The organism is Mycobacterium palustre, assembly GCF_002101785.1.
Classification (GTDB): Bacteria; Actinomycetota; Actinomycetes; order Mycobacteriales; family Mycobacteriaceae; genus Mycobacterium; species Mycobacterium palustre.
Map to the genome: position 1 here is coordinate 60,610 of NZ_LQPJ01000094.1, position 26,140 is coordinate 86,749.

General features: G+C 64.8%; 26 protein-coding genes and 4 pseudogenes. 17 read left to right on the top strand and 13 right to left on the bottom strand.

Features of this window, described 5'->3' with window-relative positions; all coding sequences use genetic code 11:
* The first annotated feature begins 4 nt into the window (after positions 1–4).
* The 10 genes and pseudogenes from mgtA (at position 5) to AWC19_RS29640 (ending at position 10,457) form a co-directional block, all read left to right on the top strand.
* Positions 5–2,635 (top strand): magnesium-translocating P-type ATPase, encoded by a 2,631-nt coding sequence (gene mgtA, locus AWC19_RS10705; protein ID WP_085078027.1) that lies wholly within the window; start codon positions 5–7, stop codon positions 2,633–2,635.
* Positions 2,636–2,770: 135 nt separating this feature from the next.
* Positions 2,771–3,349, top strand: coding sequence for an Rv1733c family protein (locus AWC19_RS10710; protein WP_142281113.1), 579 nt, complete (start codon positions 2,771–2,773; stop codon positions 3,347–3,349).
* 72 nt (positions 3,350–3,421) lie between these two features.
* The gene (locus tag AWC19_RS10715; RefSeq protein ID WP_085078070.1) at positions 3,422–4,546 is read left to right on the top strand and encodes a 4Fe-4S dicluster domain-containing protein; all 1,125 of its coding nucleotides are present in this window, start codon (positions 3,422–3,424) and stop codon (positions 4,544–4,546) included.
* The gene (locus tag AWC19_RS10720; RefSeq protein ID WP_085078029.1) at positions 4,539–5,396 is read left to right on the top strand and encodes an FAD/NAD(P)-binding protein; all 858 of its coding nucleotides are present in this window, start codon (positions 4,539–4,541) and stop codon (positions 5,394–5,396) included. The genes AWC19_RS10715 and AWC19_RS10720 overlap by 8 nt, the downstream gene beginning before the upstream one ends.
* A complete protein-coding gene (locus tag AWC19_RS10725; RefSeq protein ID WP_085078030.1) occupies positions 5,397–6,155 on the top strand; it encodes an NADH-quinone oxidoreductase subunit B family protein in 759 nt (252 codons plus the stop codon).
* Positions 6,152–7,444: a Ni/Fe hydrogenase subunit alpha gene (locus AWC19_RS10730; RefSeq protein ID WP_085078031.1), complete on the top strand. Its 1,293-nt coding sequence runs from the start codon at positions 6,152–6,154 to the stop codon at positions 7,442–7,444. Before AWC19_RS10725 ends, AWC19_RS10730 begins: the two co-directional genes overlap by 4 nt.
* Positions 7,441–7,923 (top strand): hydrogenase maturation protease, encoded by a 483-nt coding sequence (locus tag AWC19_RS10735; RefSeq protein ID WP_085078032.1) that lies wholly within the window; start codon positions 7,441–7,443, stop codon positions 7,921–7,923. Before AWC19_RS10730 ends, AWC19_RS10735 begins: the two co-directional genes overlap by 4 nt.
* A 208-nt stretch (positions 7,924–8,131) precedes the next feature.
* Positions 8,132–8,317, top strand: a pseudogene (locus AWC19_RS10740) (hypothetical protein); the annotation flags it as partial.
* A 910-nt stretch (positions 8,318–9,227) separates the two neighbouring features.
* A complete protein-coding gene (locus tag AWC19_RS10745) occupies positions 9,228–10,037 on the top strand; it encodes a universal stress protein (RefSeq protein WP_158090855.1) in 810 nt (269 codons plus the stop codon).
* A gap of 69 nt (positions 10,038–10,106) precedes the next feature.
* A complete protein-coding gene (locus AWC19_RS29640; protein ID WP_264072193.1) occupies positions 10,107–10,457 on the top strand; it encodes an IS110 family transposase in 351 nt (116 codons plus the stop codon).
* Positions 10,458–10,546: 89 nt separating this feature from the next.
* On the opposite strand, the pseudogene AWC19_RS30520 reads toward AWC19_RS29640, so the two are convergent.
* Positions 10,547–10,666: pseudogene (locus AWC19_RS30520) on the bottom strand (transcriptional regulator); the annotation flags it as partial.
* 142 nt (positions 10,667–10,808) lie between these two features.
* On the opposite strand from AWC19_RS30520, the gene AWC19_RS10760 reads away from it, so the two are divergent.
* Together AWC19_RS10760 and AWC19_RS10765 are read left to right on the top strand one after the other, a co-directional pair.
* On the top strand, positions 10,809–11,075 hold the full coding sequence (locus tag AWC19_RS10760; RefSeq protein ID WP_085078036.1) for a type II toxin-antitoxin system Phd/YefM family antitoxin: 267 nt from the start codon (positions 10,809–10,811) through the stop codon (positions 11,073–11,075).
* Positions 11,076–11,078: 3 nt separating this feature from the next.
* The gene (locus tag AWC19_RS10765; protein ID WP_085078037.1) at positions 11,079–11,474 is read left to right on the top strand and encodes a type II toxin-antitoxin system VapC family toxin; all 396 of its coding nucleotides are present in this window, start codon (positions 11,079–11,081) and stop codon (positions 11,472–11,474) included.
* A 141-nt stretch (positions 11,475–11,615) separates the two neighbouring features.
* Here AWC19_RS10765 and AWC19_RS30525 read toward each other — a convergent pair whose 3' ends face one another.
* Positions 11,616–12,143 carry a Mu transposase domain-containing protein gene (locus AWC19_RS30525; RefSeq protein ID WP_245848892.1) on the bottom strand — a complete coding sequence of 176 codons (528 nt, stop codon included), beginning with the start codon at positions 12,141–12,143 and terminating at the stop codon, positions 11,616–11,618.
* Between the two features lie 429 nt (positions 12,144–12,572).
* Between AWC19_RS30525 and AWC19_RS10775 the strand changes: the two genes are divergently transcribed.
* Positions 12,573–12,959, top strand: a complete 387-nt coding sequence (locus AWC19_RS10775) for a hypothetical protein (protein ID WP_085078038.1) — start codon at positions 12,573–12,575, stop codon at positions 12,957–12,959.
* A gap of 45 nt (positions 12,960–13,004) precedes the next feature.
* Here AWC19_RS10775 and AWC19_RS10780 read toward each other — a convergent pair whose 3' ends face one another.
* The 5 genes from AWC19_RS10780 to AWC19_RS10800 are packed head-to-tail and all read right to left on the bottom strand — an operon-like array spanning position 13,005 to position 18,411.
* Positions 13,005–14,126, bottom strand: coding sequence for a spirocyclase AveC family protein (locus tag AWC19_RS10780; protein ID WP_085078039.1), 1,122 nt, complete (start codon positions 14,124–14,126; stop codon positions 13,005–13,007).
* Positions 14,123–14,914 (bottom strand): hypothetical protein, encoded by a 792-nt coding sequence (locus tag AWC19_RS10785; protein WP_142281114.1) that lies wholly within the window; start codon positions 14,912–14,914, stop codon positions 14,123–14,125. Before AWC19_RS10785 ends, AWC19_RS10780 begins: the two co-directional genes overlap by 4 nt.
* Positions 14,915–14,918: 4 nt before the next feature.
* Positions 14,919–16,004, bottom strand: coding sequence for a spirocyclase AveC family protein (locus AWC19_RS10790; RefSeq protein ID WP_085078041.1), 1,086 nt, complete (start codon positions 16,002–16,004; stop codon positions 14,919–14,921).
* The gene (locus AWC19_RS10795) at positions 15,992–17,068 is read right to left on the bottom strand and encodes a spirocyclase AveC family protein (RefSeq protein WP_085078042.1); all 1,077 of its coding nucleotides are present in this window, start codon (positions 17,066–17,068) and stop codon (positions 15,992–15,994) included. The genes AWC19_RS10790 and AWC19_RS10795 overlap by 13 nt, the downstream gene beginning before the upstream one ends.
* On the bottom strand, positions 17,065–18,411 hold the full coding sequence (locus tag AWC19_RS10800; RefSeq protein WP_158090857.1) for a protoporphyrinogen/coproporphyrinogen oxidase: 1,347 nt from the start codon (positions 18,409–18,411) through the stop codon (positions 17,065–17,067). The genes AWC19_RS10795 and AWC19_RS10800 overlap by 4 nt, the downstream gene beginning before the upstream one ends.
* A gap of 68 nt (positions 18,412–18,479) precedes the next feature.
* Between AWC19_RS10800 and AWC19_RS10805 the strand changes: the two genes are divergently transcribed.
* The gene (locus tag AWC19_RS10805; protein WP_085078044.1) at positions 18,480–19,106 is read left to right on the top strand and encodes a TetR/AcrR family transcriptional regulator; all 627 of its coding nucleotides are present in this window, start codon (positions 18,480–18,482) and stop codon (positions 19,104–19,106) included.
* 197 nt (positions 19,107–19,303) lie between these two features.
* On the opposite strand, the pseudogene AWC19_RS10815 reads toward AWC19_RS10805, so the two are convergent.
* Positions 19,304–19,564: pseudogene (locus AWC19_RS10815) on the bottom strand (NAD(P)H nitroreductase); the annotation flags it as partial.
* 94 nt (positions 19,565–19,658) lie between these two features.
* On the opposite strand from AWC19_RS10815, the gene AWC19_RS10820 reads away from it, so the two are divergent.
* Both AWC19_RS10820 and AWC19_RS10825 read left to right on the top strand, forming a co-directional pair.
* Positions 19,659–20,408 (top strand): helix-turn-helix transcriptional regulator, encoded by a 750-nt coding sequence (locus tag AWC19_RS10820; protein WP_372508530.1) that lies wholly within the window; start codon positions 19,659–19,661, stop codon positions 20,406–20,408.
* Positions 20,401–20,829: a group III truncated hemoglobin gene (locus AWC19_RS10825; protein ID WP_085078047.1), complete on the top strand. Its 429-nt coding sequence runs from the start codon at positions 20,401–20,403 to the stop codon at positions 20,827–20,829. Before AWC19_RS10820 ends, AWC19_RS10825 begins: the two co-directional genes overlap by 8 nt.
* 38 nt (positions 20,830–20,867) lie before the next feature.
* Here AWC19_RS10825 and AWC19_RS10830 read toward each other — a convergent pair whose 3' ends face one another.
* The 5 genes and pseudogenes from AWC19_RS10830 to AWC19_RS10850 all read right to left on the bottom strand — a co-directional run bounded on the left by AWC19_RS10830 (position 20,868) and on the right by AWC19_RS10850 (position 24,820).
* Positions 20,868–21,686: a class I SAM-dependent methyltransferase gene (locus AWC19_RS10830; RefSeq protein WP_085078048.1), complete on the bottom strand. Its 819-nt coding sequence runs from the start codon at positions 21,684–21,686 to the stop codon at positions 20,868–20,870.
* Positions 21,686–22,282 (bottom strand): DUF2249 domain-containing protein, encoded by a 597-nt coding sequence (locus AWC19_RS10835; protein WP_085078049.1) that lies wholly within the window; start codon positions 22,280–22,282, stop codon positions 21,686–21,688. The genes AWC19_RS10830 and AWC19_RS10835 overlap by 1 nt, the downstream gene beginning before the upstream one ends.
* A gap of 343 nt (positions 22,283–22,625) precedes the next feature.
* A pseudogene (locus tag AWC19_RS10840) lies at positions 22,626–23,057 on the bottom strand (hypothetical protein).
* A 194-nt stretch (positions 23,058–23,251) separates the two neighbouring features.
* Entirely contained in the window at positions 23,252–23,689 is a 438-nt protein-coding gene (locus AWC19_RS10845; RefSeq protein WP_085078050.1) for a pyridoxamine 5'-phosphate oxidase family protein, read from the bottom strand.
* A 153-nt stretch (positions 23,690–23,842) separates the two neighbouring features.
* Positions 23,843–24,820, bottom strand: coding sequence for an Acg family FMN-binding oxidoreductase (locus AWC19_RS10850; protein WP_085078051.1), 978 nt, complete (start codon positions 24,818–24,820; stop codon positions 23,843–23,845).
* Positions 24,821–25,033: 213 nt separating this feature from the next.
* Here AWC19_RS10850 and AWC19_RS10855 point away from each other — a divergent pair, with 213 nt between their 5' ends.
* Entirely contained in the window at positions 25,034–26,020 is a 987-nt protein-coding gene (locus AWC19_RS10855) for an Acg family FMN-binding oxidoreductase (RefSeq protein ID WP_085078052.1), read from the top strand.
* The last annotated feature ends 120 nt before the right edge of the window (positions 26,021–26,140 follow it).

The window sequence follows — 26,140 nt, forward strand, 5'->3', positions numbered from 1 at the left end:
CGCAATGTCGTTCGCGCCAATGGTGATTGATGCGCCAGGCTCTGCGGCGCTGACCGCCAAGCAGGTCGCCGCGGCCTCCGTTGACGAGGTCCTGCAGTGGTTGGACACCTCGGCCGCCGGATTGTCCGGTACGGAGGCGTCCGCCCGACTAGCGCGTTACGGCCCGAATGCGGTGCGGACCCATCGTGTCAGCGTTCTCGCCGTGTTGGGTCGTCAACTGCGCAACGCGGTGCTCATCCTGTTGGCCGGCACGGCGATCGTCTCGTTCTTTTTGGGCGACAGCACGCAGGCGGTGATCATCGGCGTGATTCTGGCGGCCAGCATAGGTTTGGGCTTTGTCAACGAGTATCGCGCCGAGCGGGCCGCCGCCAAGTTGCATGCGGAAATGGAGCACAAGGCCGTGGTGCGCCGCGACGGGGAATTCGCCACGATCAGTGTCACCGACCTGGTTCCGGGCGATGTGATTCGGCTGTCGCTGGGCGAGGCCGTACCGGCCGATGTCCGGCTGATCGACGGCAGCGGTCTGGAATGTAACGAAAGCATCCTGACCGGGGAATCGACCGGCTCGGAAAAATCGCCGCAACCAGTACCTGGCGGCACCGAACTAGCCGAATCAACCGACCTGGCTTTCATGGGCACCATCGTCAGCGCCGGGGAGGGGACCGGGGTGGTCTACGCCACCGGCAGGCGCGCCGAATTCGGGCGCATCGCAGCGGGTTTGGATGAGCGGCAGCCGGAAACCGGCTTCCAGGTCGGGCTGCGCCGGTTCTCCTACCTGTTGTTGCAGGTCGCGGTCGCGCTAATTGTCGTCATCTTGATCAGCAACCTACTTCTGCGGAAGCCGGTCATCGATTCCGTGCTGTTCTCGCTGGCGATCGCGGTCGGCATCACGCCGCAACTCCTGCCCGCCGTGGTCAGCACCAGCCTCGCGACCGGGTCGCGGCGGCTGGCCAAGGCCAAAGTGCTCGTCAAGCGGTTGGTGTGCATCGAGGATCTCGGCGACATCGACATCTTGGTCACCGACAAGACCGGAACCCTGACCGAAGGCCGGATCCGCCTGCTCGACACGGTTGACCTCGCCGGTGCGCACAGCGAGCCCGTCCGCCGCCTTGGGCTGCTGGCCACCGACGTGGACCCGGAATCGGGTGGCGTCAGCGCCAACCCGCTCGACGCCGCGCTTTGGGAGTCCCCGCAGCCACAGCAATTGGTGGGCAGCGGGGTGCACCGGGTGGCGATGCTGCCGTTCGACCATGAGCGCCGCGCGACCTCGGTGCTGGTTGACGACGATGGCAAACGGGTGCTCGTGGTCAAAGGCGCGCCCGAACAGGTGCTGGCCCAATGCCGGGCAACCCCGACCACCGCGGCCGACGTCCTCGCGACCTTGTTTGCCGCGGGGCGTCGGGTGGTGGCCGTCGCTGTAAAACCCGCGGCCGAGCTGACCACCGTCACGCCCGGCGACGAATGCGATCTGCTGTTGGCGGGGTTTCTGGTTTTCGCCGACGAACCCAAACCAGCCGCACGCCCGTCCTTGTCCGCGCTGGCGGACCTTGGCATTGAGGTGAAGATCGCCACCGGGGACAATCCGCGGGTTGCCGAAAAGGTCTGCGCTGAGCTCGGTTTGGCGTCGAAAGGCACCGTGACCGGCGCCCAGCTCGAGGCGCTCGACGACGACGCATTCGCCGATGCCGCGACAAACCACACCATTTTCGCTCGCATCTCCCCCGAGCAGAAGGCACGGCTGATCGTCTCGCTGCGAAGCCACGGGCGATCTATCGGCTTCCTGGGTGACGGCGTCAACGACGCACTGGCCCTGCATTCGGCCGATGTGGGAATCTCGGTCGACAGTGCCACCGATGTCGCCAAGGACGCCGCCGACGTGGTCCTTTTGGAAAAAGACCTCGGTGTGCTGGCCACCGGGGTGGCGGAAGGCCGGCGGATTTTCGCCAACACCATCAAGTACGTGCTCATGGGTACATCGAGCAATTTCGGCAATATGTTCAGCGCCGCCGCCGCCTCGGCGCTGCTTTCGTTCCTGCCGATGCTTCCCAGCCAGATCCTGTTGAACAATCTGCTCTACGACAGCTCGCAGCTGGCAATTCCGACCGACCGGGTCGACGAGGAGCAGTTACAGGCACCGTCGCATTGGAATGTCGCGTTCATCCGCCGGTTCATGCTGATCTTCGGCCCGATCAGCTCGCTGTTCGACTTCTTGACATTCGGGTTGATGTTGGGAGTGCTGCACGCGGGCGCCATCGAGTTCCGCACCGGCTGGTTCGTGGAATCGCTTGCCACCCAGACTTTGATCATCTTCGCCATTCGCACTCGTAAGATTCCGTTCTTGCGTAGTCGGCCCAGCCTGGCGCTGGCAATCACCACTTTCGCGGTGGTCGCGATCGGCGTCGTGCTCACGATTTCACCGCCGGCTCATACCTTGGGCTTCACGCCACTGCCGTGGCAGTTCTATGCCGTGTTGGGCGCCTTCGTGATCAGTTATCTGGTTCTTGTGGAACTGGCCAAGGTCATGTTCTACGCCGAGCCGATACGCCTCGTCGGGCAGCCTCATCGCGCCCGCGGACGCGACCATCGCATCCGACGGCGCGCGGCGCGCTTCCACCACTTCGACGGCGCGAACTAGTCGGCGGAACGTGACTCGCGATTTTGATGACTCCCGGCCATGGCATGCAGGGTCAAACGACTCTCGATGCCGAAGACGCGAGGACCGACGATAGTCGGGCGAAACCTTGAATGGTTGAGGCTCAAGGGAGTTGTGATGGACACGTTCACGTTAGACCCGCGCTGCTGGCGGATCGGCCACATCTTTGGTCGCAATCCGTTGATTCGGCGGGCCGATCGCATCGAGGCCTTGGTCAGGCTGGCCGCGCTCGTGGTGTCGCTGCTTGCGATACCCGCCGCGGGTGTGGTGGCCGCTGCGGTCTATAGCGCGAGTGAGAGCCGGTACGCCCAGGAGGCGCATGAGCGACACACCGTCCCGGCAACAGTCATCGACAAGCAGATCGAGGGCTCGAGCATGACCGTCGGAGACGTCAGGTGGCCGGTCGCGGCTGGCTTGCACACCGGCCCGGCTGAGCTCACCGCTGCGGTCAACGTCGGTGACCGCGTCCAGATCTGGGTGGACGGGGACGGCAATCAAGTAGAGCCGCCAACCCCGACATGGCATGCCGTGTGCGACGCGTCCGGGGCTGCACTCGCGATGCTGCTGTGTGTGGGAGTCGGGATCACATCGGTTCTGTCTGGCGTGCTTCTACGGCTCGATCGAGCACGCGACGCTGACTGGGAGCATCAGCTTAGATGCCTGGAAGAAGACGGAGGCCGCACAAACCAGCACTGATGGTCGTCGGATTTCGGCTCGTAGGACAAACGCCTCTATGCGCAGCACGTCGACCGGACGGATGATGTGTCGATGAGCAGGCACGGTGAAAATCCCGAAGCCGCGTTGCTCGACACGGCTGGGCTGCATCGCCTTGTCGAGGTGCTGATCGAGCGTGGCTACCGCGTGGTCGGTCCGACGTTGCGAGACAACGCGATCGTGCTGGCCGAACTGGACTCGGCGGACGATCTGCCGCGCGGCTGGGGCGTCGATGTGGGTCCGGGGCACTACCGGGTGCGCCGGCGCGACGACGACGCGGCGTTCGGGCATTCGGCAGGGCCACAGTCCTGGAAACAGTTCTTGCACCCGCCGCGGCAGCGACTGTGGGCCGGTGCTCGGGACGGGACCAGCGATGCGCAAGCCGACGAGGAGGCCCCGCGGTACGCATTCCTCGGGGTGCGGGGGTGCGACCTGGCCGCAATCGCCACCCTTGACCGGGTGTTAGGCCGTTCTGAGTATCCTGACAGCTCTTTTGTCGGCCGGCGGCGACTGGCCTTCGTTGTCGCGGCGAACTGCACCGAACCCGGCGGGTTGTGCTTTTGCGCATCGATGGGCACCGGCCCCGCGGTCGGACCGGGCTACGACCTCGCCCTAACAGAGCGCCTCGAAGCTGGCGTGCCGTCGTACCTGGTCGACATCGGCAGTCAACAGGGCGCCGAGGTGCTCTCGGCCATCCCGCACCGGGCGGCCACGAGTGAGGAAATCCGTTGCGCGCGCAGCGATGTCGCGGCGGCGTCGCATCGGATGGGTCGCCAGATGCCGAACGTAAATCTGCGCAACCTGCTGATCGAGTCACGCGAGTCGCCGCAGTGGGACGAGGTGGCCAGCCGCTGCCTGACTTGCGGAAACTGCACCATGGTGTGCCCGACGTGCTTTTGCACCAGCACCGAAGATGTCAGCGACCTTACCGGTGAGCACGCCGAACGCTGGCGGCACTGGGCGTCGTGTTTCGAGTTCGATTTCACCTTCATCCACGGCGGCGGCAGCGTCCGGCAGTCGGGCGCATCACGTTATCGCCATTGGTTAACCCACAAACTGGGCACCTGGCACGACCAGTTCGGCATGTCAGGCTGCGTTGGCTGCGGGCGATGCATCGCCTGGTGTCCGACCGGGATCGACATCACCGCCGAGATGAACAAGATGGCCGACGATGCCTGACGGGGCGATCAGCTCCGCTCCACTGGCGTCCGCGATGGCGCCGGTCCCGTATCGGGTGTGCAACCGCGTTGTGGAGAGCCCAGATTCGGCGACGCTGACCCTGATTCCGATCGGCGAAGCACTACGGACTCCGCAACCGGGCGAGTTCATGATGCTCTACGCGTTCGGTGTGGGCGAGGCGGCCATCTCGATCAGCGGCGATCCCACGGTGACCGACGGCTCGATCACGCACACCATCCGCGCGGTCGGCGCGGTCAGTCGAGCCCTGCACGATGCCGAACCCGGCGCTGTCATCGGGGTGCGGGGTCCTTTCGGCACCACGTGGGGGTTGGCCGAAGCCGCTGGTCGGGATTTAGTCATGGTCGCCGGCGGCGTGGGCTTGTGTCCGTTGCGCCCGGCGGTGCTCGGCGCGCTGGCGCAGCGGTCGCGCTACGGCAAGGTGACGCTCATCGTGGGTGCGCGTTCGCGGGCCGACTTCGTGTTCGCCGCGCAACTGGAAAAGTGGGCCGAAGAACCGCAGATCGAATTGCATCTGATCGTCGACGCCCCGACACCAGGCTGGAGCGGCGAGGTCGGGTTGGTCACCGCGCCGCTGAGCCGACTGGAGTTGGACGCCGATCGCACCACCGCATTCCTGTGCGGGCCGGAGCCGATGCTGCGATTCGGCGCGGAGGTCCTGATGGCGAAAGGCGTACCCGGCGAGGACATTCGGGTTTCACTGGAACGCAACATGCAGTGCGGAATCGGTTGGTGTGGTCATTGCCAGCTGGGACCGCTACTGCTTTGCCGAGATGGGCCTGTCGTCGGCTACGACATAGCGGGCCCGCTGTTGCGGGTGAAGGAGCTTTAGATGAGCCGACCCACGCTGGCCGTGTGGAAGTTCGCCTCCTGCGATGGTTGTCAGCTGACACTGCTGGACTGCGAGGACGAGCTGCTCACCCTCGCCGACCAAGTGCAGATCGCCACCTTCGCCGAGGCCTCCAGTGCGATGGTCGGCGGCCCCTACGACGTGTCGCTGGTCGAAGGATCTATCACCACCCGCCACGACGAGCAACGCATCCGTGAAATCCGGGAACAGTCAAAGCTGTTGGTCACTATCGGCGCGTGCGCGACGGCCGGGGGAGTGCAGGCGCTGCGCAATTTCGCTGACGTCGCGGAGTTCAGTTCCGTCGTCTATGCCAAGCCGGAGTACATCGACACACTGGCGACCTCCACGCCGGCGTCGGCGCACGTCAAGGTTGATTACCAGGTGCAGGGCTGCCCGATCGACCGCGGCCAGCTGCTCGACACCCTCGCGGCCCTGCTGATCGGGCGCAAACCCCGGCTTCCGGCCAAGACGGTGTGCACTGAATGCAAACTCCGCGGTGTGACGTGTGTCGTTGTCGCCGAAGGAATCCCGTGCCTCGGCCCGGTCACCCACGCGGGTTGTGGGGCGCTGTGTCCCCGCCACCATCGTGGCTGCTTCGGCTGTTTCGGCCCGTCGGCGGCACCCCGAACTGCGACATTGATCCCGCTGCTGCGCCGCGACGGGATGTCCGACGGGGCCGTCGACCGGGTGTTCTCGACGTTCAACGTCGCCAACTTCGCCGCCGAACGGAACGAGCGGTGAATCCGTCCACCCGCACGCTGAGCGTCGGCACACTGACCCGGGTGGAAGGCGAAGGCGCGCTGCACGTCACGCTGAAGGACGGGGCGCTAGAGAGCGTCGAACTCAACATCTACGAACCCCCAAGGTTTTTCGAAGCCTTCCTGCGCGGACGTGCTTATACCGAGCCGCCCGACCTGACCGCGCGGGTATGCGGAATCTGCCCGGTCGCCTATCAGGTCAGCGCCTGCAACGCGATCGAGGACGCCTGTGGCGTCGAGGTCGACGATGACGTCGCCGCGCTGCGGCGGTTGTTGTACTGCGGGGAATGGATCAATAGTCACGTGTTGCACATTTACCTGCTGCACGCACCAGACTTTCTCGGCTATTCCGACATCGTAGGCATGGCGCGCGACCATGCCGCGGTGGTCGAGCGGGGGCTGGCGCTGAAGAAGGTCGGCAATCAGCTGATGGAGTTCGTTGGTGGGCGGGCAATACATCCCATCAACGTTCGGCTGGGCGGGTTCTATTCTGTGCCAACCCGAATGGATTTCAAGCCGGTGGCCGAACAGCTGCGCCGTGCCCTGGACAGCGCGCTGGCAACGGTGGAGTGGGTGTCCGGGTTTGAGTTCCCCGACCTAGAGCTTGACCACGAGTTGTTAGCACTTACCGCGTCCGGAAGGTACCCGATCGAAAATGGGGAGATCACGCGCAGCGCGGGCTCGTCGTTTCCGGTCGCCGATTTCCCCGGCCACGTCGCCGAGTCGCAGGTGCCGTACTCCACCGCCTTGCATGCGACACTGGATGGCGGCCGCTACCTGACCGGGCCACTGGCGCGGTTTTCGCTGAACTCGTCCGCGCTCTCGCCGATCGCCGCGCAGTCGGCCGCGAACGCGGGCCTGGCGTCCGAGTGCCGAAATCCCTTCCGCAGCATCATCGTCCGCGCGGTCGAGGTGGTCTATGCGATCGAAGAGGCGCTGCGGATCATCGCCGAGTACCAGCGTCCGTCGCGGCCTTTCGTCGAGGTCCCGGCGCGAGCCGGTGTCGGACATGGGGTCAGCGAGGCGCCCCGCGGCCTGCTGTATCACCGATACCGGATCGGCGAGGACGGGCTGGTTTCCGCGGCGACGATCATCCCGCCGACCTCTCAGAACCAAGCGGCCATCGAAGCCGACCTGGCCCGTCTCGTGTCCGACAATCTCGCTCTCGACGATGCGGCGCTGACCGCGATGTGCGAGCGATTGATTCGCAGCTACGACCCGTGCATCTCATGCTCCGCGCATTTCTTGACGCTGACGGTGCATCGGGAATGACCGGGGAGATCGTCGTTGTCGGACTCGGCAATACCTACCGCAGCGACGACGGCGTGGGTATCGCCGCCGCCGCCGCGCTGAACGACCTCGCCTTGCCGGGCGTTGAGGTGGTGACCGGCATCGTGGAACCTATGGGTCTGCTTGAGGCGTGGTCTGGTGCCAGGCTAGCCGTGGTGATCGACGCCGCGGTCGCGACCCCGTCAGGGCCGGGCCGCGTTCGCCGCTGCACCTTGGGTGAGGCACTTGCCGCGCCCGGCGGGCTGAGTTCGCACGGCGTCGATATCGGCCGCACCCATGCGCTTGGTCAGGCGCTTGGACGAGTGCCCGACGAGTTTGTCCTGTTTGCCATCGAAGTGGCCGACACCGGCCACGGCATCGGCCTGACCCCGCAGGTCGCGGCGGCCGTGCCCGAAGTCGTGGACCTGGCGGTGGCCGAAATCAGCCGCAATCAGCCGAGTTCGCGCGGGCAGGCGGGCTAATGGCCGGGATTGAAACCCATCAAGGCGGCCGCATCGAAACCCGCCACCTTGGCTGAGGTGACGTCAGTGGCGGAAGGTGCTGTCGTGCAGGGATATTCCACTTCTAAACAGCCGGATTGGTTCTCAATAGATAAGAATTCGAGTACTGTGTTTTCGTCGCGTTCCGCATACCTGCCGATACATCCCCCTCGCGAAAGAGGTCGTCGTCATGGCAGCACAGCCGGCACACTCGTCACTTTCCGATCAGTCATCTTCGCAGCCGTTGGTTGGGCGAGGCTGGATTCAGGGTGTCGCCCTGGTGATGATCTTCGGCTTTTTGGTGATGGGCATCCTGGCCTACCGCACCTACTCGGCGTCGATGCCGCTGCCGGACAAGGTGGTCAGCGAATGCGGCTGTTAGCGCGTCCACCGTCGGGGCGGATCAGCCGATCTTGCTGACCGTGCAAGATGACGGTGGGGATGCGCAGGTTTGTCAGCGCAAGTCGGCGATCGGTGCCGGCCATCATGGCCGCAGTTTGGCGAGCCCGCGCCGGAATCGAATCCACCTCGGACATACATCAGCTCGCCGGTGGGCCGAGACAGGCACAACATGGTCATCACGCTCAGGCGGCCGGCGCATGACTTCCATCAGCGTGCATCAAGGCTGCGGAGGAGGGAAAGAGAGCTCTTCGGCGGGATCAGATCGGTAATCGGCGTCGAGTTCGACACAAGCCGAGCAATGAAATTTTCCGGCGAGTGGTCCGCCTGCCGTCAACGACAAGGACTGCGGTCGCCAGCTGAATGTATTGGCCACCGCATGTCCTGGATGACCAAGCCCTTCGCGTGAGGGGGCAGCTATTGGCGTCGCTGAGCGCTAGCGATGAGCCGCAGCCTAAAGTTCAACAACCGCAACGGCGGCCACCACGGCAAGCCTAGAGTGAACGTGTCCGTGGGAAGCTCGCTCACCCACTTGAAGTGCATTCGGTGATTATCGCCGGGGTGGGCTCGCGGCCTCGTGGGGCCGTTGGGCTTCGAGGCCGACGGTGGCGATCACCAAAGCGGTTGTGCGAGGTCCGGATCGGGACCTATGGCCCCTAGCAGAGGGCTAACGACCCTGTACGGGCCGGGCACCGCTGGCTACCCTAGCCTCACCCATCCTGAGGAACTCTCGGCAGGAAGGTCGCGATGAGTGAACCTGCTCAATCCACAGGGCAGTCCCACGTCGAAGCGCCGGCTGCGGTCACCGCCTTCAACCCCACGCATCCCCGGCGTCGCTCATGACTGAACATCAGGGCTGTTATGGGCCAGCTCGGCATCCACGGAGAATGGATGTGGCCCCGTCGCATGTGCCTTCGTCGGTCGTGGTGGGTATCGATGGTTCAGATGCGGCCATCGCCGCGGCCCTGTGGGCCGCCGACGAGGCCATCGCCCGAGATGTGCCATTGCGGCTAATCCATGCCGCCGATTCCACGGTCATGCCGTCCGGGCCGGGCCAGGATTTTCGGCGGCACCTCATGGACGCCGAACCGATGCTGCGCGCCGCCGCGGCGGCGGTGGCCGCCACCGGCAAGACCGTCAAAGTCGAATCCAGCGTTGTCACCGCGGGACCACGGGCAGGCTTGATCAGCGAATCACGCGCGGCAGAACTGGTGTGTGTGGGCTCACTGGGCATCCCACGCGTCGGCCACGTACTGGGATCAACCGCCGCTGCCCTGGGCAACGCGGCGTTTTGCCCAGTGGCCATCATCTGTCCCGACGACACAAGGTCCACACCGGGCGGCGGGTGGATTGTTGTTAGCGTTGATAATTCGCCCGATAGTGATCTGATCATTAAGACTGGCTTCTTCGAAGCCGGGCTGCGCAACGCCCCGCTGATGGCACTGGGTGTCGGGGCAGCCCTCACCAGCGGTGAGCGCTTAGACCACCGCCTGAAGTCATGGCGGCACCGATTCCCCGAAGTGCGGGTTCACACGATGCGCGCACCCGGCGGAGTCGCCGAGTTCATTGCCGAGAGCCCAGAACCCATCCAGTTGGCCGTCATCGGCAGTGGCCAACTCGCCCCCTTGACGCGATTCATTCCCGACGCGGCCATATCGGTCGCCGATTTATGCTCGCTGCTGGTGGTGCGCCGCTAAATTGATTGGAGTGCCCCAGAATCGGATGTGAATGAGGTCAGGGTGCTGACCACAACGACGCCAGAGTCGGTGTCGCGGCGTTGGCGGCAACGGGTCCGCGTTGTCTGGGGCCTAGCCTCGAGGTCGACACTTCATAAGGACGTACACGTTGCAGCGGTGCTGACCACCTTGGGGGTTCTGCTGGCGACCTGCACGTTTCCGACCACTGCCGCGGGTTATCGTCAGCTGCTGGCGTGGGCACGCGGGTCCGGGTCGGTGCGTCGGGCCGGGGTGGAGTGCACTGGATCTTATGGCGCCGCGCTGGCGCGCTACCTCTACGCAGAAACGATCACGGTGATTGAGGTCAATCGTGGCGACCGTGCACAGCGGCGTCGGCGGGGCAAGACCGACACCCCGAGCGGTGTTGTGCGGACAGGCTAGCGCGATCGCCAAGTCTGTAACGGACACGTCGAAATGCAGCGAACGTTCAAGCTAGCCAGAGCTTTTGCTGTCAAGTTACGCAGCCAGGACGTCAACGAACTCAAGGCAAGAGCCGCGGCGGCATCCACGACCCGCACGGGGGAGCGCGCGCGCACGTACTCGACCACCCGCAGCCGCTGCCCGGACAGCGCCACCGGCGCCTCCACCACCCGCGCGGCTCGGGGGCCCAGGACCTTGGCTTTTTTCACGGAAGTCACATTCGCTCAGTGAAGCGATCGGGCTCAACCGGAACGAACCGAAAGGGTTACCTAGCCGGTTTACCTATCGTCTTCATGTGCTACCATGTAGCACATGAAGACGATAGGGGTACGCGAACTGCGCCAACACGCAAGCAAGTATCTCGAATACGTAGCTGCCGGGGAATCGATCGAGATCACTGACCGCGGTCATCCCATCGCGCGTCTGGTGCCAATCACTGGCGATCCTTGGGAGGACCTTATCAACGCTGGCGAAGTTGTCAGGGCGGCTCGTCCAATGGAAGCCGACGACCTCAAGCCCGCGGCATATCGGCAGAGTGCCTCTGAAAGCCTTGCGCGGCTTCGACGTGACGAGCGCTAGCGCATGCGGATCTATTTAGACACCTCGGCGTTGGTCAAACTCGTTGTCAAAGAAAAAGAATCGCAAGCTCTGAAGGATTTTCTGAGCGCGCACGCTGACGACAGCTGGTTCTCAGCGGCGCTGGCGCGCACGGAGCTGATCCGCGCCGTGGCACCAAGCGGGGCCCGGGCCATCGCTGCCGCTCGTGACATACTCGAGAGACTGGACACCGTGATGCTGACGCGACAGCTGCTCGACGACGCGGGCACCCTGCGACCATCGCACCTGCGCAGCCTCGATGCCATCCACCTCGCGGCCGCACAGCGAGCCGGCAGTTCATTACGCGCGGTCATCACCTATGACACCCGGATGCTCTCAGCAGCAGCCGAGCTCGGTATCTCAACAGCATCCCCACGCTAGGAACTTGCACCAACCCCTCGCGTCGCCGGGCGCAATGGCCTGGGCCACCGGAAGCGCGTACCCGTTAGCCGAGGCAATTCCATGGACAATAGAATTATCCAAGAGAGGACTGAAATATACTGATGCACAGCCGGATTGGCGCTACAAAACGTCACCGTGACGTATCGACCGCATGCAAGGCGACTCGGGCCCTCGCGGCGAACTTGCTGTCGGCCCCAGTAGCGTGTTCAGGTCCTGCACCGCATAGACCGATACCTCGGCCGGTAGGTCGGCGGGGTCGGTGTGGCGACGTCCCGGCGCCATCACTGGGTGGACCTTCATCAGCTCACCGCGCCAGTAGAGTTTCACCGTGCGCGCATCGGCGCGGGCATCCAGCCGACGCCCGACCAGCTCACCGGGAACGCTGTAGAGCGCCTTGACGACCTGCAGATGCCGATCCGGGGCCACCTTGGGGTGCGTCCAGGTCGGGATGTCGAACACCTCCTCGGGCACCGGTTTGAGTTGAGGCGCCTCCTCGGCGGCGAACATTTCGGCGGGACGTCGCCGGGTGGTGCCGTGCAGCCGCATTCCCGCCACCTGCCCACACCAGTCCTCGGCGCGAGCGCGGCAGTCACCGAGATCCCGGAAGTCCTCTCCGACAAAGAAGTTGTCGCGCACATACTGCACCATCCGCTCCACCCTGGATTTGTCTTTTGGGGCTCCGGATGCGGGTTGGGTCTATCGCGAATCCTCGGGCCTGGGCACACTCGCCGAACGCGTCATTGAGCTTCGGATCGGTCGCATCCGCGCGCTCGACGATGGCCTTCATACTTTCGGGAATCACCACGGCGAACACCCCGCCAAAGAATGCCCACGCGGCTTCGAACCCCGTGACCACATCGTTCAGCGTCTGCCGATACGTCGGCCATACGAACATGTGCCGCGAATACACCGCGGTGAAGATCAACCCCTGCACCGCACGACGCCGACCATCCTCGCTGTCGGTGCGGCCCTCGCGCTCGCCGGTGGCACTTTGATGTCAATCCCGTTGGTGCTTCCCCCGATTACTGGGGCGTCGCGGCGTTTACCCCGACGCGGACCCCCGAGATCGCCGCGATCATGCGCGAGCTTGCGATGCTGACGTTCGTCATGACGGATCAGTACTACATTTTCATGTGGGTGGCGATCGCGGTCGCCCTCATACCCAACACCGCGAATACCCCTGTTTCCACGGTGGTTCGGGTACTACACCGCATGGACGGCGCTGATGTTCGAGGCCGGCGCTATCGCCTTTCTCACCCGTTCGGGTCCTTTTGCCGGAACGGCCTGTTGGCGTTCTGGGCACCCGTGGTCACGTTCTTCGCATGGATGATCGTGATGGCGGTTTTGCTGTTCAAAGCGATCGCGTTGCAGGACGAAGTCTCCCGCGCGCGGTTGCGGTCCCGCCCCAGTGGTCAGCGCATCACGGTACGGGCTAGCGTGAGACATCATTTCTGCATGCGCTGATCGCTCATCGTGAGGTCTCTTGTCGTTCGGCCTGAATGGTCCCCGCTATCCGCGGTTATACCGGAACTGCGGCGGGTAGTTTCGCCCGAAGTCGCGGCCGTTGGCGCCCCGGTCGCGGTTGTCGTTGCGCAGCAACGGGATATCCGGGGCCGGGCAGGCGATGCCCGGACCTTCGCCGCACGTGTAGGTCAGATACGAGCGGGTCTGGATGTCCCTGTTCCAGGCGGTGGAGTGGGCGCCGAACCACGTGTTCGGAATCGTGTACCCCAGCGTCATCGCGAGCGTCACCAGTCCGATTACGGCCAGCGCCCTGACCGCGTTGACGCGCATGGGTCCACCCCCGAGCCGTTCGGCGCCCCGTTCGGCAAGCGATTGGCCGCGGTCGTTGGTGAAGTACTTGATGCAGGCGAACATCGTGAAGATGGCGCCGGTCGTGAGCGCTTCGTTCAGCGGATATGCGTGGAAGGTGTCGGCGAAGATCTTGACGTGTCCGCCGGGGTACTCCCAGGAGCCGAGGGGCATGAAGACGATGCCCTCGAAAACCAGGTCGAAGGGCACCATGACCCCGAAGCAGATGGCCACCAGCCCGATTCGCGGGATCGTGGCCCAGCGCGCCTTCGCCCGGCGCATGATCGCCACGCCCATGCCGGTCACCAGCAGGAAGACGACCACGTAAGCGCCGGGCACGATGAGCAGCGGGTAGGCGACCTGGTGATCCGGGGTGCCCGGTGACAGCGCGCCGGGCACGCTCTGCAGCCACGAGCCCATGTTCACCTGCCAGGCGTTGTAGGTGTACCAGTGGCCGACGTAAGCGCTGAGTGGGTCGTGGAAAGACAGCGTCAGGAACGCGATCGCCATCAGCCCCTCCAGCCCGACGCGCCGCTCGCGTCGCCAGGGGCGCACGACAAACCAGTACAGGCAACAGATCCCGGCGACCGGCAACACGATCTGGCACAACGTGAGGGCGACCTTCATCCAGCCGGGAAGCGGCGTCGGCCCGGGCTCGACGTGCTTGAAGTACGGCCCGGTGAGCCAGCGGACCAAGACGAACGCCTGAAACGCCAGGATCGCCGCGCCCAGCGTCGCCCACCATTTCGCGGGAACGGTCACGCGGTCTGCCGCGATCGTGGCCCGCGCCGTGCTCCCGGTCGCGGCGGTGACGCTCACGTCGGCACCTGCCGGGTCGCGCGCGGCAATGCTTCGCGACCGGTGACCGGACTCGCCACCACGGTGGCCACCAGCTTGACGACGTAGCACGCCACGACGAAGGTGGCCAGCCCGCCCACCTGCGTCAGCAGCCAGCCGACGTCGGTGTTGATGACGAGCCAAGACGGCCAACCCAGCGCGGCGTTCACCGCCGCGCTGGTGGTCAGCGCCAACGGGATGACGGCGAGGGTTTTCCGGCCGCGGAAGTAGGAATCGAAGCGGTAGATCAGCGCCGCGAGCACGAGCGGGATGGCGGCATTGACCGCCATCCACCACAGCGGAAACCTACCGAGCAGCAAAGGCTGATACCCGTAATAGACATAGGGATTCATCGTCAGCAGCACGGTTTCGAAGGCCAGGTCCCCCAGCATCGCCGCGCAGAACACCACCCAGACCTGACGCTGTGTCAGGCCTTTGCGCATGGCCGTCCAGATCGTGGAGGTGGCGATGCCGAAGTAGAAGAAGTACGCCAGGCACAACCAAACCGGCAAAGGTCGGCCCCAGGCGCTGAACGCGGTCCATGAATTCGACGGGAACCAGCAGCCGCCCACGGTGTCGACCATCGGTTCGAACACCATGATGGCGCCCCCGGAAAGCATGAGAGACAACATGAGTGGCCGACCGGTGCGATACCAATCGATGAACGACACGGCCAGGGCGACGGCCACGATGCCGGCCAGGGCCGCGGTAATGCCGAATTCCGCGGTCTTGTCGACGGCCATATCGAGCGGGGGTTGGGGCGTGAGCATGCCGTTATCTCCTCGGGCCGGAGCTGGGATGGCTCTGATCGACGCGGTTGGTCGTGCTGTCCCGCCTGGGGATGGGGACGCCCGGTCCCGGGCAATCGAAGTCGGTGTTCGGGCCGCACACGCCGCCGAGCCGCCACGGTTGCTTCAGGTACACGCTGGACATGTCCGAATGCAGCGCATACAGCTGGTAAGGAATGTTGTAGGTCAGCAGGATCGACAGCTGGCACATGCCGACGATCGCGAGGAAGCGCAGGAAGGTCTTCAGCCGGTCGCCGCCGACCCGAAAGGCGTCGATCCCGCGTTCGGGTAGCGAACGGCCGTGATCGTCACGGAAGAAATGGACGCTGGATAGGAACACGTATGTGCCTGCCCAGCTGATCGTTTCGTACACCGGAAATTGGTGATCGGTTCCGGCGAAAAGGCTCAGCTGCGGGATGACGCTGGCGTAGCTGAACAGATTGGTTCGGGTGATGAAGGCTTCCAGCACGAGGTCGAACGCGCAAAACACCAGGTATGTCAATGCGATCAATCGCAGCTTGCTGATGCCCGGAGTGCGCCGGGTCAACCAGCCCATGAATCGCGAGCCGGCCATCGCGGGGATCGCGACCAGCCAAAAATAAGCCGTGCCCGCCCACATGGACACGGGTATCAACGCGGCGTTCGGCGAGCTCCACCCCGGGATGTGGCCCAGCCAGCTGCCGAAGTTGATCGAGGTGGTGCTGTAGAGGAATTGGTAACTCGTCCAGTCGATCCACGGCTCCTGGAAGAACATCAAGCCGCATGCGAGCACGAACAATCCGTCGAAGGACAGGCGACCATCCCGAAGTTTGGGCCGAATCACGAAGACCCACAGGATGACAACGGTGACGACGAGCGCGAAGACCTCCCAGCCGCGCATCAAAACGACGTACCAGCCGGGCTCCTGACCGCGTCCGAGCGTGTTGGTCTTGAAGTCGCCGCTGACCACCCACGCCGTCCAGCAATAGCAGATCAGCCCGAACCACAGCGCGCCGTGAGCCACCCACAGGGTCGCTCTGTTGCGTTGGGCGATTCGGCGATCGACCGAAGGACCGCGATCTAAGGTCGCCATGGCCCCCTCGGCATGGGCACGCCGGGGCCCGGGCAGGTTCTTCCGTCGCCGCCCGCGGCGCACATGTTGTTGACCATGTAGGACTTGTATCCGGCGGGAAACGGGCCGGAATGGACCGCAAACCATTGCTGCGGAACCATGTAGAGCACCAGGAAGGCTAGGTGCACGGCGCCGAAGATCGCGAGAAACTTGATCAGCTGCTTGGATTTCGTGCCGACGCGGAGCTTGTCGAGGCCGCGTTCGACAACCGTTTGGCCCCGGTCGTCGCGGAAGTGGCTGAGGCACGCGATCGCGCCGAGCGTGACTCCCCCGAACAGCACGGTCTCCGACAGGGGCACCTGGTAGGTGTGGCCGGCGAACAACGTGATGGTTCGGATCCCCCCGGGATAGGCATATATTTCGCTGCGCAACAGCAAGGTTTCGATGATCGTGTCGATGAGGATCAGCCCGAAGAAAATGATCGCCACGCTCGCGCCCACGCCGAGGCGTGGCCGGCGCGCTTTGATCTTGCGCAGGATCCACAACACGAGGACGACTTGCGAGAACACCAACGCGACGTACCCGGGGATGGTGATGAACAGCGATTCCGGCAGGTAATTCGCATTGGGGCTGACCCAACCCGGCCACGATCCGTTCGCCCACGCCCCGCGGTTGACCAGGTGCGAGTTGTACAGCAGCGACACCGACGTGTAGTTCATCGACATGTCCCAGAAGAAGACCATGCCGGCGCTCAAGGTGAGCATGCCGTCGGTGGTCAGGCGTCCTTCGCGCCGCCAAGGACGGAATACCCAAAAGTACAGGGCGACAACGGCGGCGAGCGGCACCGCGATCTGCAGCACGATGAAGAGGACCTGTTGACCCGCGGAAATCTGATCGGGACCGGGCGGAGTGGATTTGAAGTTGGGACCCAACACCCATCGCGCCAGTACCACCGTTTCGAACACCAGCAACGCCGCACCGGCGGCAGCCCACGCGAGCACGGGGCGCCAGGGGCGTGACGCCTCTTCGTCCATGCCGGCGGGCGCCTGCCGCGGTGTGACCTGGCTGACGCGAAGGGCACTCATACCACCACGCTCCTGGTCGCGGCCAGCTGGTCAACGACCCGATCGCCGGCGGCTTGACCGGACACCAAGGCCCCGTTGACGCCGGGAATCGGCCCGATGTCGCCGGCGAGCTGAACACGTGCCGTTGGGTCGGTCTCGCGCATGAAGCGATCCACCGCGCGGAACCGCCCCTGACGCATGATCGGCACGACGTCACGCCAGCGGCCGATCTCGTAATCGACGATCTGCGAACTCAAGTCGCCGTAGTACGGCGCGATGAAAGCCAGGACGCTGTCGATGACCTTGTCGTCGGGGCTGTCCAGGTTGTCCAGGCACCACTCATGGCGACAGAACGTCGTCAGCAGGCCGTTGCCGGCCGGGCAGCGGTTGGCGGCCTTGAGGTGATCGACGATCACGCCGCACAGGTCGGGCTGCTCGCGCGGCGAACACATGATGTAAGTCGCCGGATTCGACGGCCGCTGCGACAGCGCGATGTGGCAATTGATGCTGCAGATGTAATCGGTGTTTTCGTAGTATTCCCGCGCGAATCCGGAGAGCTGTGGGTAGATGCGCAGCGCGGCTCCGGTCGTGGTGGTGATGACCGCGTTGGCGAATTCCTCGGTCCGCTCCCGGCCGGATTCGACGAACGTCACCTCGACCCGGTCGCCGGCGTCGGTGACGTTGGTGACGGGCGTGGCCAGCCGTACGTCGCTCAACCGCGCCGCCATCGCCCGCGGCAGCGCGTCCATGCCGTCATCGAGGCCGTAGAAGTAGGGCTTGAAGAAGTTCTTCAGCGTCCATAGCAGCTGGCCGACCGACGCGTACGATGGGTCCGACAGCCAGGGGCCCCGGACCACCACGGCGGCAACGTAATCCAGGAGTTCCTCGCCGAGCTCGCGCCGGCTGTACGAGGTGACCGTGTCGGTGTCGATCGCCGCGACGCCCGACGCGTCGGCGTAGTTGAGGTCCTTCCAGTGCCTGGCGAGGAAGAACAGCAGCTTGGCGAGCTTCAGCTTGGCGCGACCGGACACGTAACGGGTCCTTAGCAGACTCAGCGGCTTGCTCAGGTCGAGGAAGTTGAGTTCTCCGCCGCGGGGCATCGCCCCGAATGCGTCGAATTTGTGCATCTGCGGACCAAGCCCGACATCGCGCATCTCGTGTGTTGCCTCGGCGTAGCTGCCGAGATAGATGAAGGCACCCACGTCGAACACGAAGCCGTCACGGCGAATCGTCTTGATGCGTCCGCCAACTCGGTCCTCGGCCTCGAACACCACGGGTGTGCCACCCGACTGCTGGATTCGCCGCGCCGCGCCCAGACCGGCTATGCCCGCACCGACGATCGCGGTCCGCCCCTCGAAGGTCACCGGTTCACCATAGCGATTAATGATCTGCCATTCAAGAATGATTAGCAAATCAGATCTAGACTCGTCTTGTGACGACCGAAACGGCGCGCGGCACGTCCCGCACGGCGCGCAGGCAGGCCAAGACGAGGGCAGACCTGATCAGGGCCGCGCGCGAGATCATCGCCGAGCGGGGGCTCGAGGGCCTGCGGGTGAGCGATGTGACCGAACGCGCCGACGTGGCGTTCGGCACCTTCTACAACCACTTCAAGACCAAAGACGACATCGTCGAAGCCGTCATCGCGGAAACGCTCGTCGGCCTGGCGAACTCGATCGCCGACTCCCCCGCATTCGCCGACCCAGCGGAGGCGCACGTCGCTTCGACCCGGGCGATCGTCCGGATCGCCTATGAAGACCCCGGTCTGGCAAGGCTATTGGTGAACCTCAGCCAAGCCGAAGCGCGCTTCGAGCGCATCATCCGCCCCCAGGCCGGCGCATTGCTGGAACGCGGCGTGGCCGAGGGCGTTTTCGCCATCGACGACCTCGAGACCACGCTGACGATGTCCATGGCGGCGGCCTTCGAGGTGATCCACGGCATCGTCGACGGGCGACTCGGCGACCGGGCCGATCTGACGTGCGCGGAAGTGTTGCTGCGAATGGCGGGCGTGGCGCCGCAGCGCGCCGCGCAGTATGTCCGCGCGGCCGGCCCTACGTCCTGATTCTCGCGTTCAGAGATACGACTCGATCAGCACCCTGGTCCACATGTTCGAGACGTTCGTGCCGACGTTTCCACAGATACCGATGCCGAGCACGGAGGAAGCGGAGCGCAGTCTGGCCGAGTATCTGGCCGGCTGGAAAGAGCGCTACCCCGACGTCAAAGTGCGCCGACTCCTCGCTTTTGACCACCCGGGCAGACCGTCCATCCCGCGGCCGCCATCGCCACCCGCAGGTGGTCGAGTGCCGCGCCGCAGCTGATAAGTGCCTGCCGCCTCGATCGATCCGTGTGTAGGACTCGGCTGAGATCGAGAAACAAGTCCAGTCGGGCGCCGTCGGCCACCCACAGCCACGGTTGGCTGTTGTGCAGCGACGGGGCCCGGCACGCCAACTGCACCGCATCCTTGATGACCTGGGTTTCCACCGTGACCTCTGGCACGGCCCGCGCAATCAGTGCTGACATGGCCACCGCTCCTTCGGCCCTTGCACCAGTCTTATTATTAATGAATAATATCCTCTAAATAACGATGGAACCAAGTGCTGAGGGGATGCTCGCGGTGGACGACCAAACCGACCGGGGAACCCGGCGACAGCCCCGCGGGCCCCGCCACCGGCAGCGTCAACGGATCCTTGAGCTGGTGCGCGAGCATGAAGGCGCGGTCGATGCGGGCGAGCTCGCTGCGCGGATGGGACTGCACATCACCACGGTGCGCTTTCACCTCGACGCGTTGTGTGGCGAAGGAGCGATCGAGCGTACCCGGATCACACGGGTCGGTAGGGGTCGTCCCCGCACCGGGTACCTCGCGGTGCGGGAGCGGCTGGACTATCAGGGCCTGGCCGAGATTCTGGCGCTGGAGCTGGGCGACACCGCCGACAAGCGGCGTCGACGCGCCGAGGCCGCTGGGCGGCGATGGGCAACGCGGATCGAGGCGGGGTCAGCGCGCGAAGATGTTGGGGGAGTCGCTGTTTCGGACAGCGTGCGGCCGGGGAAGACCCTCGACGACGAAGCTGCGATGGTCGCGGCGGCGTTCGCAAAGATGGGGTTCGATCCCGAGCTGACCCCGGCCGCGACGGCGACGGCCGAAAGCCAACGAACCATTCGTCTGCGCGCCTGCCCGGTACGAAATCTGGCCCGCGCCCACCCGGAGGTCGGGTGTGCCTTGCACCGGGGACTGCTGCAGGGTTTGCTGACTAGCGCGGCAGCGGGAGGCCGGGCGAAGAAATCACCTCGGTCGGGCTTGCATGCCGAGCTGGAGCCGTTTGTCGAGCCCGAGTTATGTATCGCGCGGGTGATCGCACATGGCTGACGTGCTACCCCAAGAGCGCACGGATCTGGCCACCCGCGCCGACGTGGAGGCGCTGTTGCGCCGGTTCTATGGCCGGGTGCTGGTCGACGGTGTCCTCGCCGAGCCCTTCAGTGAATTGCGGGTCAGGGGTCTGGATTCGCACATCCCGGTGATGTGCGACTTCTGGGAGACGGTCTTGTTCCGCGCCGGTTTGTATCGGGGTAGCGCATTGCATGCTCACCGGAACGTGCACCAACGAACTCCGCTGAGCGGCGATCACTTCGTCCGCTGGCTGACCACGTGGAACCACACCGTCGACGAAATGTATTGCGGGCCAGTTGCCGAACACGCGAAAACCCAAGCCGGCAGGATCGCCTGGGCCATGCACCGCCGGCTCACCGGCACCGACACACCAGAACTCGACGACCTGGTCGCACGCTGAACTTGTGAGTCATCGCCCCTAGGGGGGCGCTTCGGCGGTCACGATAGGCCTTTGCGGGCGACGATCGCGACGGCGACGAGCCGTTCGCGGTGTCGACGGAAGGTGCGGCGCATCTCGAGCACTCGCCGGCGGGCGTCGCGGTGGGTCAAGAGGTTTTTGGCGAACCGCAGCGCTCCCAGCAGGCCTTCGTCGGCGATCAAGCGTCGCGGCTGCAACAGTGCCATCGGCGCGGTCGCGACATGCTCGACGACCAGACCGTGGTCGGACAGCAGTCGCGACCACTCGGCAACCGTCAGGGGACGGGCGTTGACCTTGATCGCCCGGGCCAGCGACTGCCGCACGTCGGTCTTGATCTCCTCGGAAACGGTGTCCGGCGTCAACGCGAGTTCGTGAATGGCGTAGCGTCCACCCGGCCGCAGCACCCGCGACGCCTCGGCGACGATGTGATGCTTGGCCGCATCACCCTGCATGGTCATCATCGCCTCACCGATGACGACGTCTTTGCTGGCATCGGGCAGGCCGGTATCGGCGGCATCGGTGACTCGGACGCCGCCTTGTCCGCTGACGAGCTCGCGAACCGACCGAGCGGCGTCGGGGTCTTGTTCGGCGCCCAGATACGAGCGCGGATGGCGCGCAATGATTTCGGTCGCGGTGCGGCCCAAACCCGGCGCCAACTCCAGCACGTCGGCGCCGGTCACCTCGGCGCGGGCCAGCAGCGTGCGGGTGAGCCCGATACCGCCCGGGCGCAGCACCCGCTTGCCCAGCCGGGCCAGCAGCCAGTGCCCCTGCACGGCGTCGTCGCCGCGGTTCGCGTGCGGCATCGCTGCTGGTTGACCGGTCTTCCCGGTGCCGCCCATCAGACGGCCTGCCGCACGGTGGGGACCAGCGGCAGGATGTCCCGCTTTTGGTGCACGGTCAGGTAGCGCAACCCGGCCGGGCCAGCGGTGAACTGTCGCTGTGAACGTTTCGGCAACCACAGCAGGGCGCCGGTGGCGAGATCGATCGTGCCCTGCTCGGTGGTGAGTCGCCCGCTGCCGGACAACACGTGGATCAAGACGTCGACGTCGGCCCCGGTATGCATGCCGATTTCGCGGTTGGGAGCCAGCGCGATGACGTTCGAGTCCAGGTCGCGCTCCCGGACTTCCAGCTTCCACACCGCCCCGGCCACGTCCGGTTCGGCAGCGATGTCGGCGGTGTTGGCCAGGACGCGGGGAAGCGGGGTGGCGGTGTGCTTGCTGATCCGGATCCGCCAAACCGCGGGCCCCTTCTCGACGTAGTCCCAGCCATAGCTGCCGGCGTAATCGGCCTCGAACTCCTGGTGCAGATGCTTGGGATCGTGATCGTTAACCAGCACGAACGAGCCCCCGACCGGTAAGCCGCCGTAGGCCGCGAAAATCATCGGGTGCTTATCCGCCTTTCGCAGCCCCCGAACGTCAAGTTCGTTGTCGACCATGGGCTTTCGCACCTCCCGAGTTTTTACAATATAGATTGTGTAAACTCTACCGCATGGCCTGGTTATATGGAAGCCCTTCCCACCTTCAACTCGATACCTTGAGCACTTCGCTGCCGCATCCAGGCGCAATTCGTTGCGCAGCCGCAGCGGTACCCCGTGGCCATGGCTCAGCGGTTCGCCGTTCATGTCGCAGGCCAGCACGCTCAGATGGTGGCCAGCTGCTGGATCGGGTGCGGCCGGAGCGGATTCCGGCGTCGGCGCCAGGGCCACGTCCTCCCTCCGGGATTCACCCGCGGGGAGGACGGCAATCACGCGCCGGTTTGACACCATCCCGGCGTGTACCTCATGCGGCGCGCGGGAGATCCGGGGTCGATGTTTGCGGCTGCGCCACTGGTTGAGTCGGCGCCGGCTTCCACCCGACGTAGCTTAGATACAGCCCGACCAGCCCGATGAAAATGTCGACGCTCATCCACACGGCGCTGACACGGATCGCGGCGTCGGCGGCGGCCACGAAGGCATGCGGAAAGGCCATGAGAAACAAGGCGCGTAGCGCGAGAACTCAGCCCGCGACAGACACGGTGATTGCCGCTGCACCTCGCCAGTACTGATGGAGCGCGATGATGACAAGGGACGCTAGAAGTAGAAAGCCGCCTGTCACCCACGGCGACGCGGCGTTGGCCTCGAAGTCCGAAAGCAGCGTTCGCATATCCGATGTGCGGGCCAGCGTCGTGGCGGCGAAGATGAAGAAGAACGGGCCGAGCACGCGGGCGAACATACGCGTCCTGAGCTGTTGTTCTGAAGTACCCATTTCCTCATGCCTCCGTTGTGTTTGAGATTTCCATCCCGTAGCGCCAGTTGAGCATTTGACCGAGGCGCGATGGGAGGGACTGAGGTCCCGTACCGTTGGGACATTCGTCGCGAACCGAGCCGCCCAACGGTTGGTGCGCCAATGCGGCGGCTCTCGCGCACTCAAGTGCGGTCGGTGCTCCCCAGCACTGGCGGACCGAATCGGAACCGGCGGCCCGTGACGGTCTCGGGAATCACGCGGACATAGTGCGTCTTCTCGGATTTCGTCCACGGCAGCAACTGGGCACGCTCGGCTTGCTCGATCTCCTCGTCCCTGCGAAGCGAGTGCGCCCTGCCCTCGACGATCACGCTCCAGCCTTCGGCGACGTTATGGTCGTCGGCCTCGAACAGCACGCGGTTGTTTATCGCGGTGCTGACCAGCTTGGTGCCCGCCGCGGTGCGAAACAGCACCGTGCGGTGCTGGACGACGTAGTTGACGGGAAAGATTTTGGGCTGGCCGTCGACGCTGGTGACCAGCCGCCCCAGCGTTACGCCGGCCAGGAGATCCCAGCATTCGTGCTGCGGCAAAATGGTGACTCCATCGTCGATTTGGTACGTCATACCGCTGAGGCTACTAACGAAAGCGGCGACGTTGCGCCTGCCGAAAGTCCCGCCTCGCAGGGACAAAAGTTGTTCGACCACGAGGTGCCGTCTTTTGCGATTGGCCGGTTGCGGTGGCCGCGACGACACAGCGTCGGTAGTAAGTGCCGAGGACTAGCGGACCTGCAAGACTTCGTCCAACGGGCGTCGCGGTGTGGGCGCGGGAAGATGTTCTATCGGCGGCGCTATCCCGGCGCGGATCAGCGCCTGTGGCCGACCCTCCTGAGCGGTCAGGCCACGCACGATTTCGCGGCTTTCGTCGACCTCGATCAGATGGGTCAAGGTGCAGGTCGAGATCCCGGCCACGGTGCATTCCAGTAACACCGTCGACAACACTTCGCCGCACCTCAACGCATCCGCTGGGGTGTCTTCCGGGGTAGACAACACAAGGATTTTCGACCAGTCGACCTCGACTTCTGGGCGCCGATCCTGGTGGCCTCTGACCGGAAACTCGCGTCCCACGTCGACGCGGGGGTATTCATTGTCGGACGCCAGCGCGCTCGGAGGTACGCCCTCGGCCGCCACGAATGGTGATGTCCACCAATCTAATTCGATGTGATACGACAGATCGTCGCGGCGAACTTGTTCGGCGCGCCGCGAGGCCCGAGCCAGCTGTGGTCGCACGTCGTCGGGGAGCACATCAAGCGTGACGGGGGTGCCTTCGACGGTGCCGCGCAGGATGGGTTCGAAGGCATCCCAGTAGGTGGGCCGTTCCAGCGGAAGCCGATCGGTTCTGCGCTGCAGGATCGCCGCAGCGCGCAACCGGTCCGCGTCGGTGACGTGATCGACTGGACTGAATTCGATCGATGCCAGATTGTCGCGGTCATTCGGGTTGGGAAACCGCACGATTCGTGCGCGCCAGCCTGCCGCCAGCATGGCGACGCGAAGGTGATCGAGCACCGCGCCACAACTGATAATCGCCTCTCGACCCGAATCGTCAGCGCCCGGCACCACCCGGTAACGATCGACATACAAGCGCAGACGTCCGCCTTCGGCCACCCACCGCCATGGCTGGCTGTTGTGGATGGATGGAGCTCGGCATGCGAGCAGTACCGCCCTCTGGAAAACCTGGGTGTCTGGTTTCGGATGCATGGCGTCAACCTCTCGCCGCGTTCGCGGTTGTGTTTCGACGCTAGGAAGACGGCAGCGTCGCCGAGTAGGGTCATACGTCCCCGTCGACACGGACGTTCGACGAGAGGACCAGGGCGCCCCGTCAGAGTCCAATTACCTGACGCTGGGGACCAAGGACCCTGGCGTCCGACGTGCACATGCCCGAGGGTCGTAGCCATACAGGAGCAGGTGAGGATGATGACCCAAATGATCGCGGACACCAAGGTGATCACGACGGCAATCGAGTTGGCGTGTCGTGCTCCCTCGATCCACAACAGCCAGCCATGGCGTTGGGTTGCCGGCCGCGCGAGCGTCGACCTATTCGTCGACCCGTACCGAACAGTGACGTCGACCGACGCGTCGGGTCGCGAAGCGATCATCAGCTGTGGCGCCGCACTGGATCACTTTCGGGTCGCGATGGCGGCGGTCGGTTGGAATACGAACGTCGAACAGTTTCCCAACCCGAACAACCTCGACCACCTCGCCTCGATCGACTTCGCTTCGCTGGGCTACGTGGCCCCGGCCCGGCGCGATCGCGCCGACGCGATACTGCGTCGGCGGACCAACCGCCTGCCGTTTCGGGCGCCGAAGCACTGGTCGTCGTTCGAACCCGTGCTTCGCAGCGCATTCGCAAACGAATTCGTCACCCTTGACGTGTTGGGCGACGATGCGCGACCGCGGTTGGCCGAGGCGTCTCGTCTGACCGAGGCGCTACGCCGCTACGACGATCGGTATTGCCAGGAATTGCTTTGGTGGACAGCGCCGTCGAGACAGGTTGATGGGATACCTCAGAGCGCGCTGCTGTCAGAGGCGAACGACCGCCGGGTCGACGTGAACCGTCGGTTCCCCACCGACGCGCACCAGCTGAGCTCTGCGGGCGTCCACGACCAAGCGGAAATCCTCGTGCTATCCACACCGGGTGATACGCGAGCCGATGCCCTTAATTGCGGCGAGGCGCTTTCGGCGATTTTGCTGGAGTGCACGATGGCCGGACTGGCAACTTGTCCGGTAACGCACATCACCGAGCTGAAGGCCGGCCGGGACATCATTCGCGATCTGACAACGGCTCCCGCGCTTGTGCCGCAGGTTTTGATCCGGGTCGGCAACGAGCCCAAGGGCGAGCTGACTCCACCGCCGACGCCGCGACGACCATTGAGTGATGTCTTGGAAATGCGGGGATAGGGCTCGGGGATAGGGTTCGGGGATAAGGGATGTGGGGAGAACCGACGCCACTGATCAGCCACCGCCGTAATCCGTACCGTTCCGGTCGCGCCCGACCGGCCTGAAACCAAGAGCGGAGTC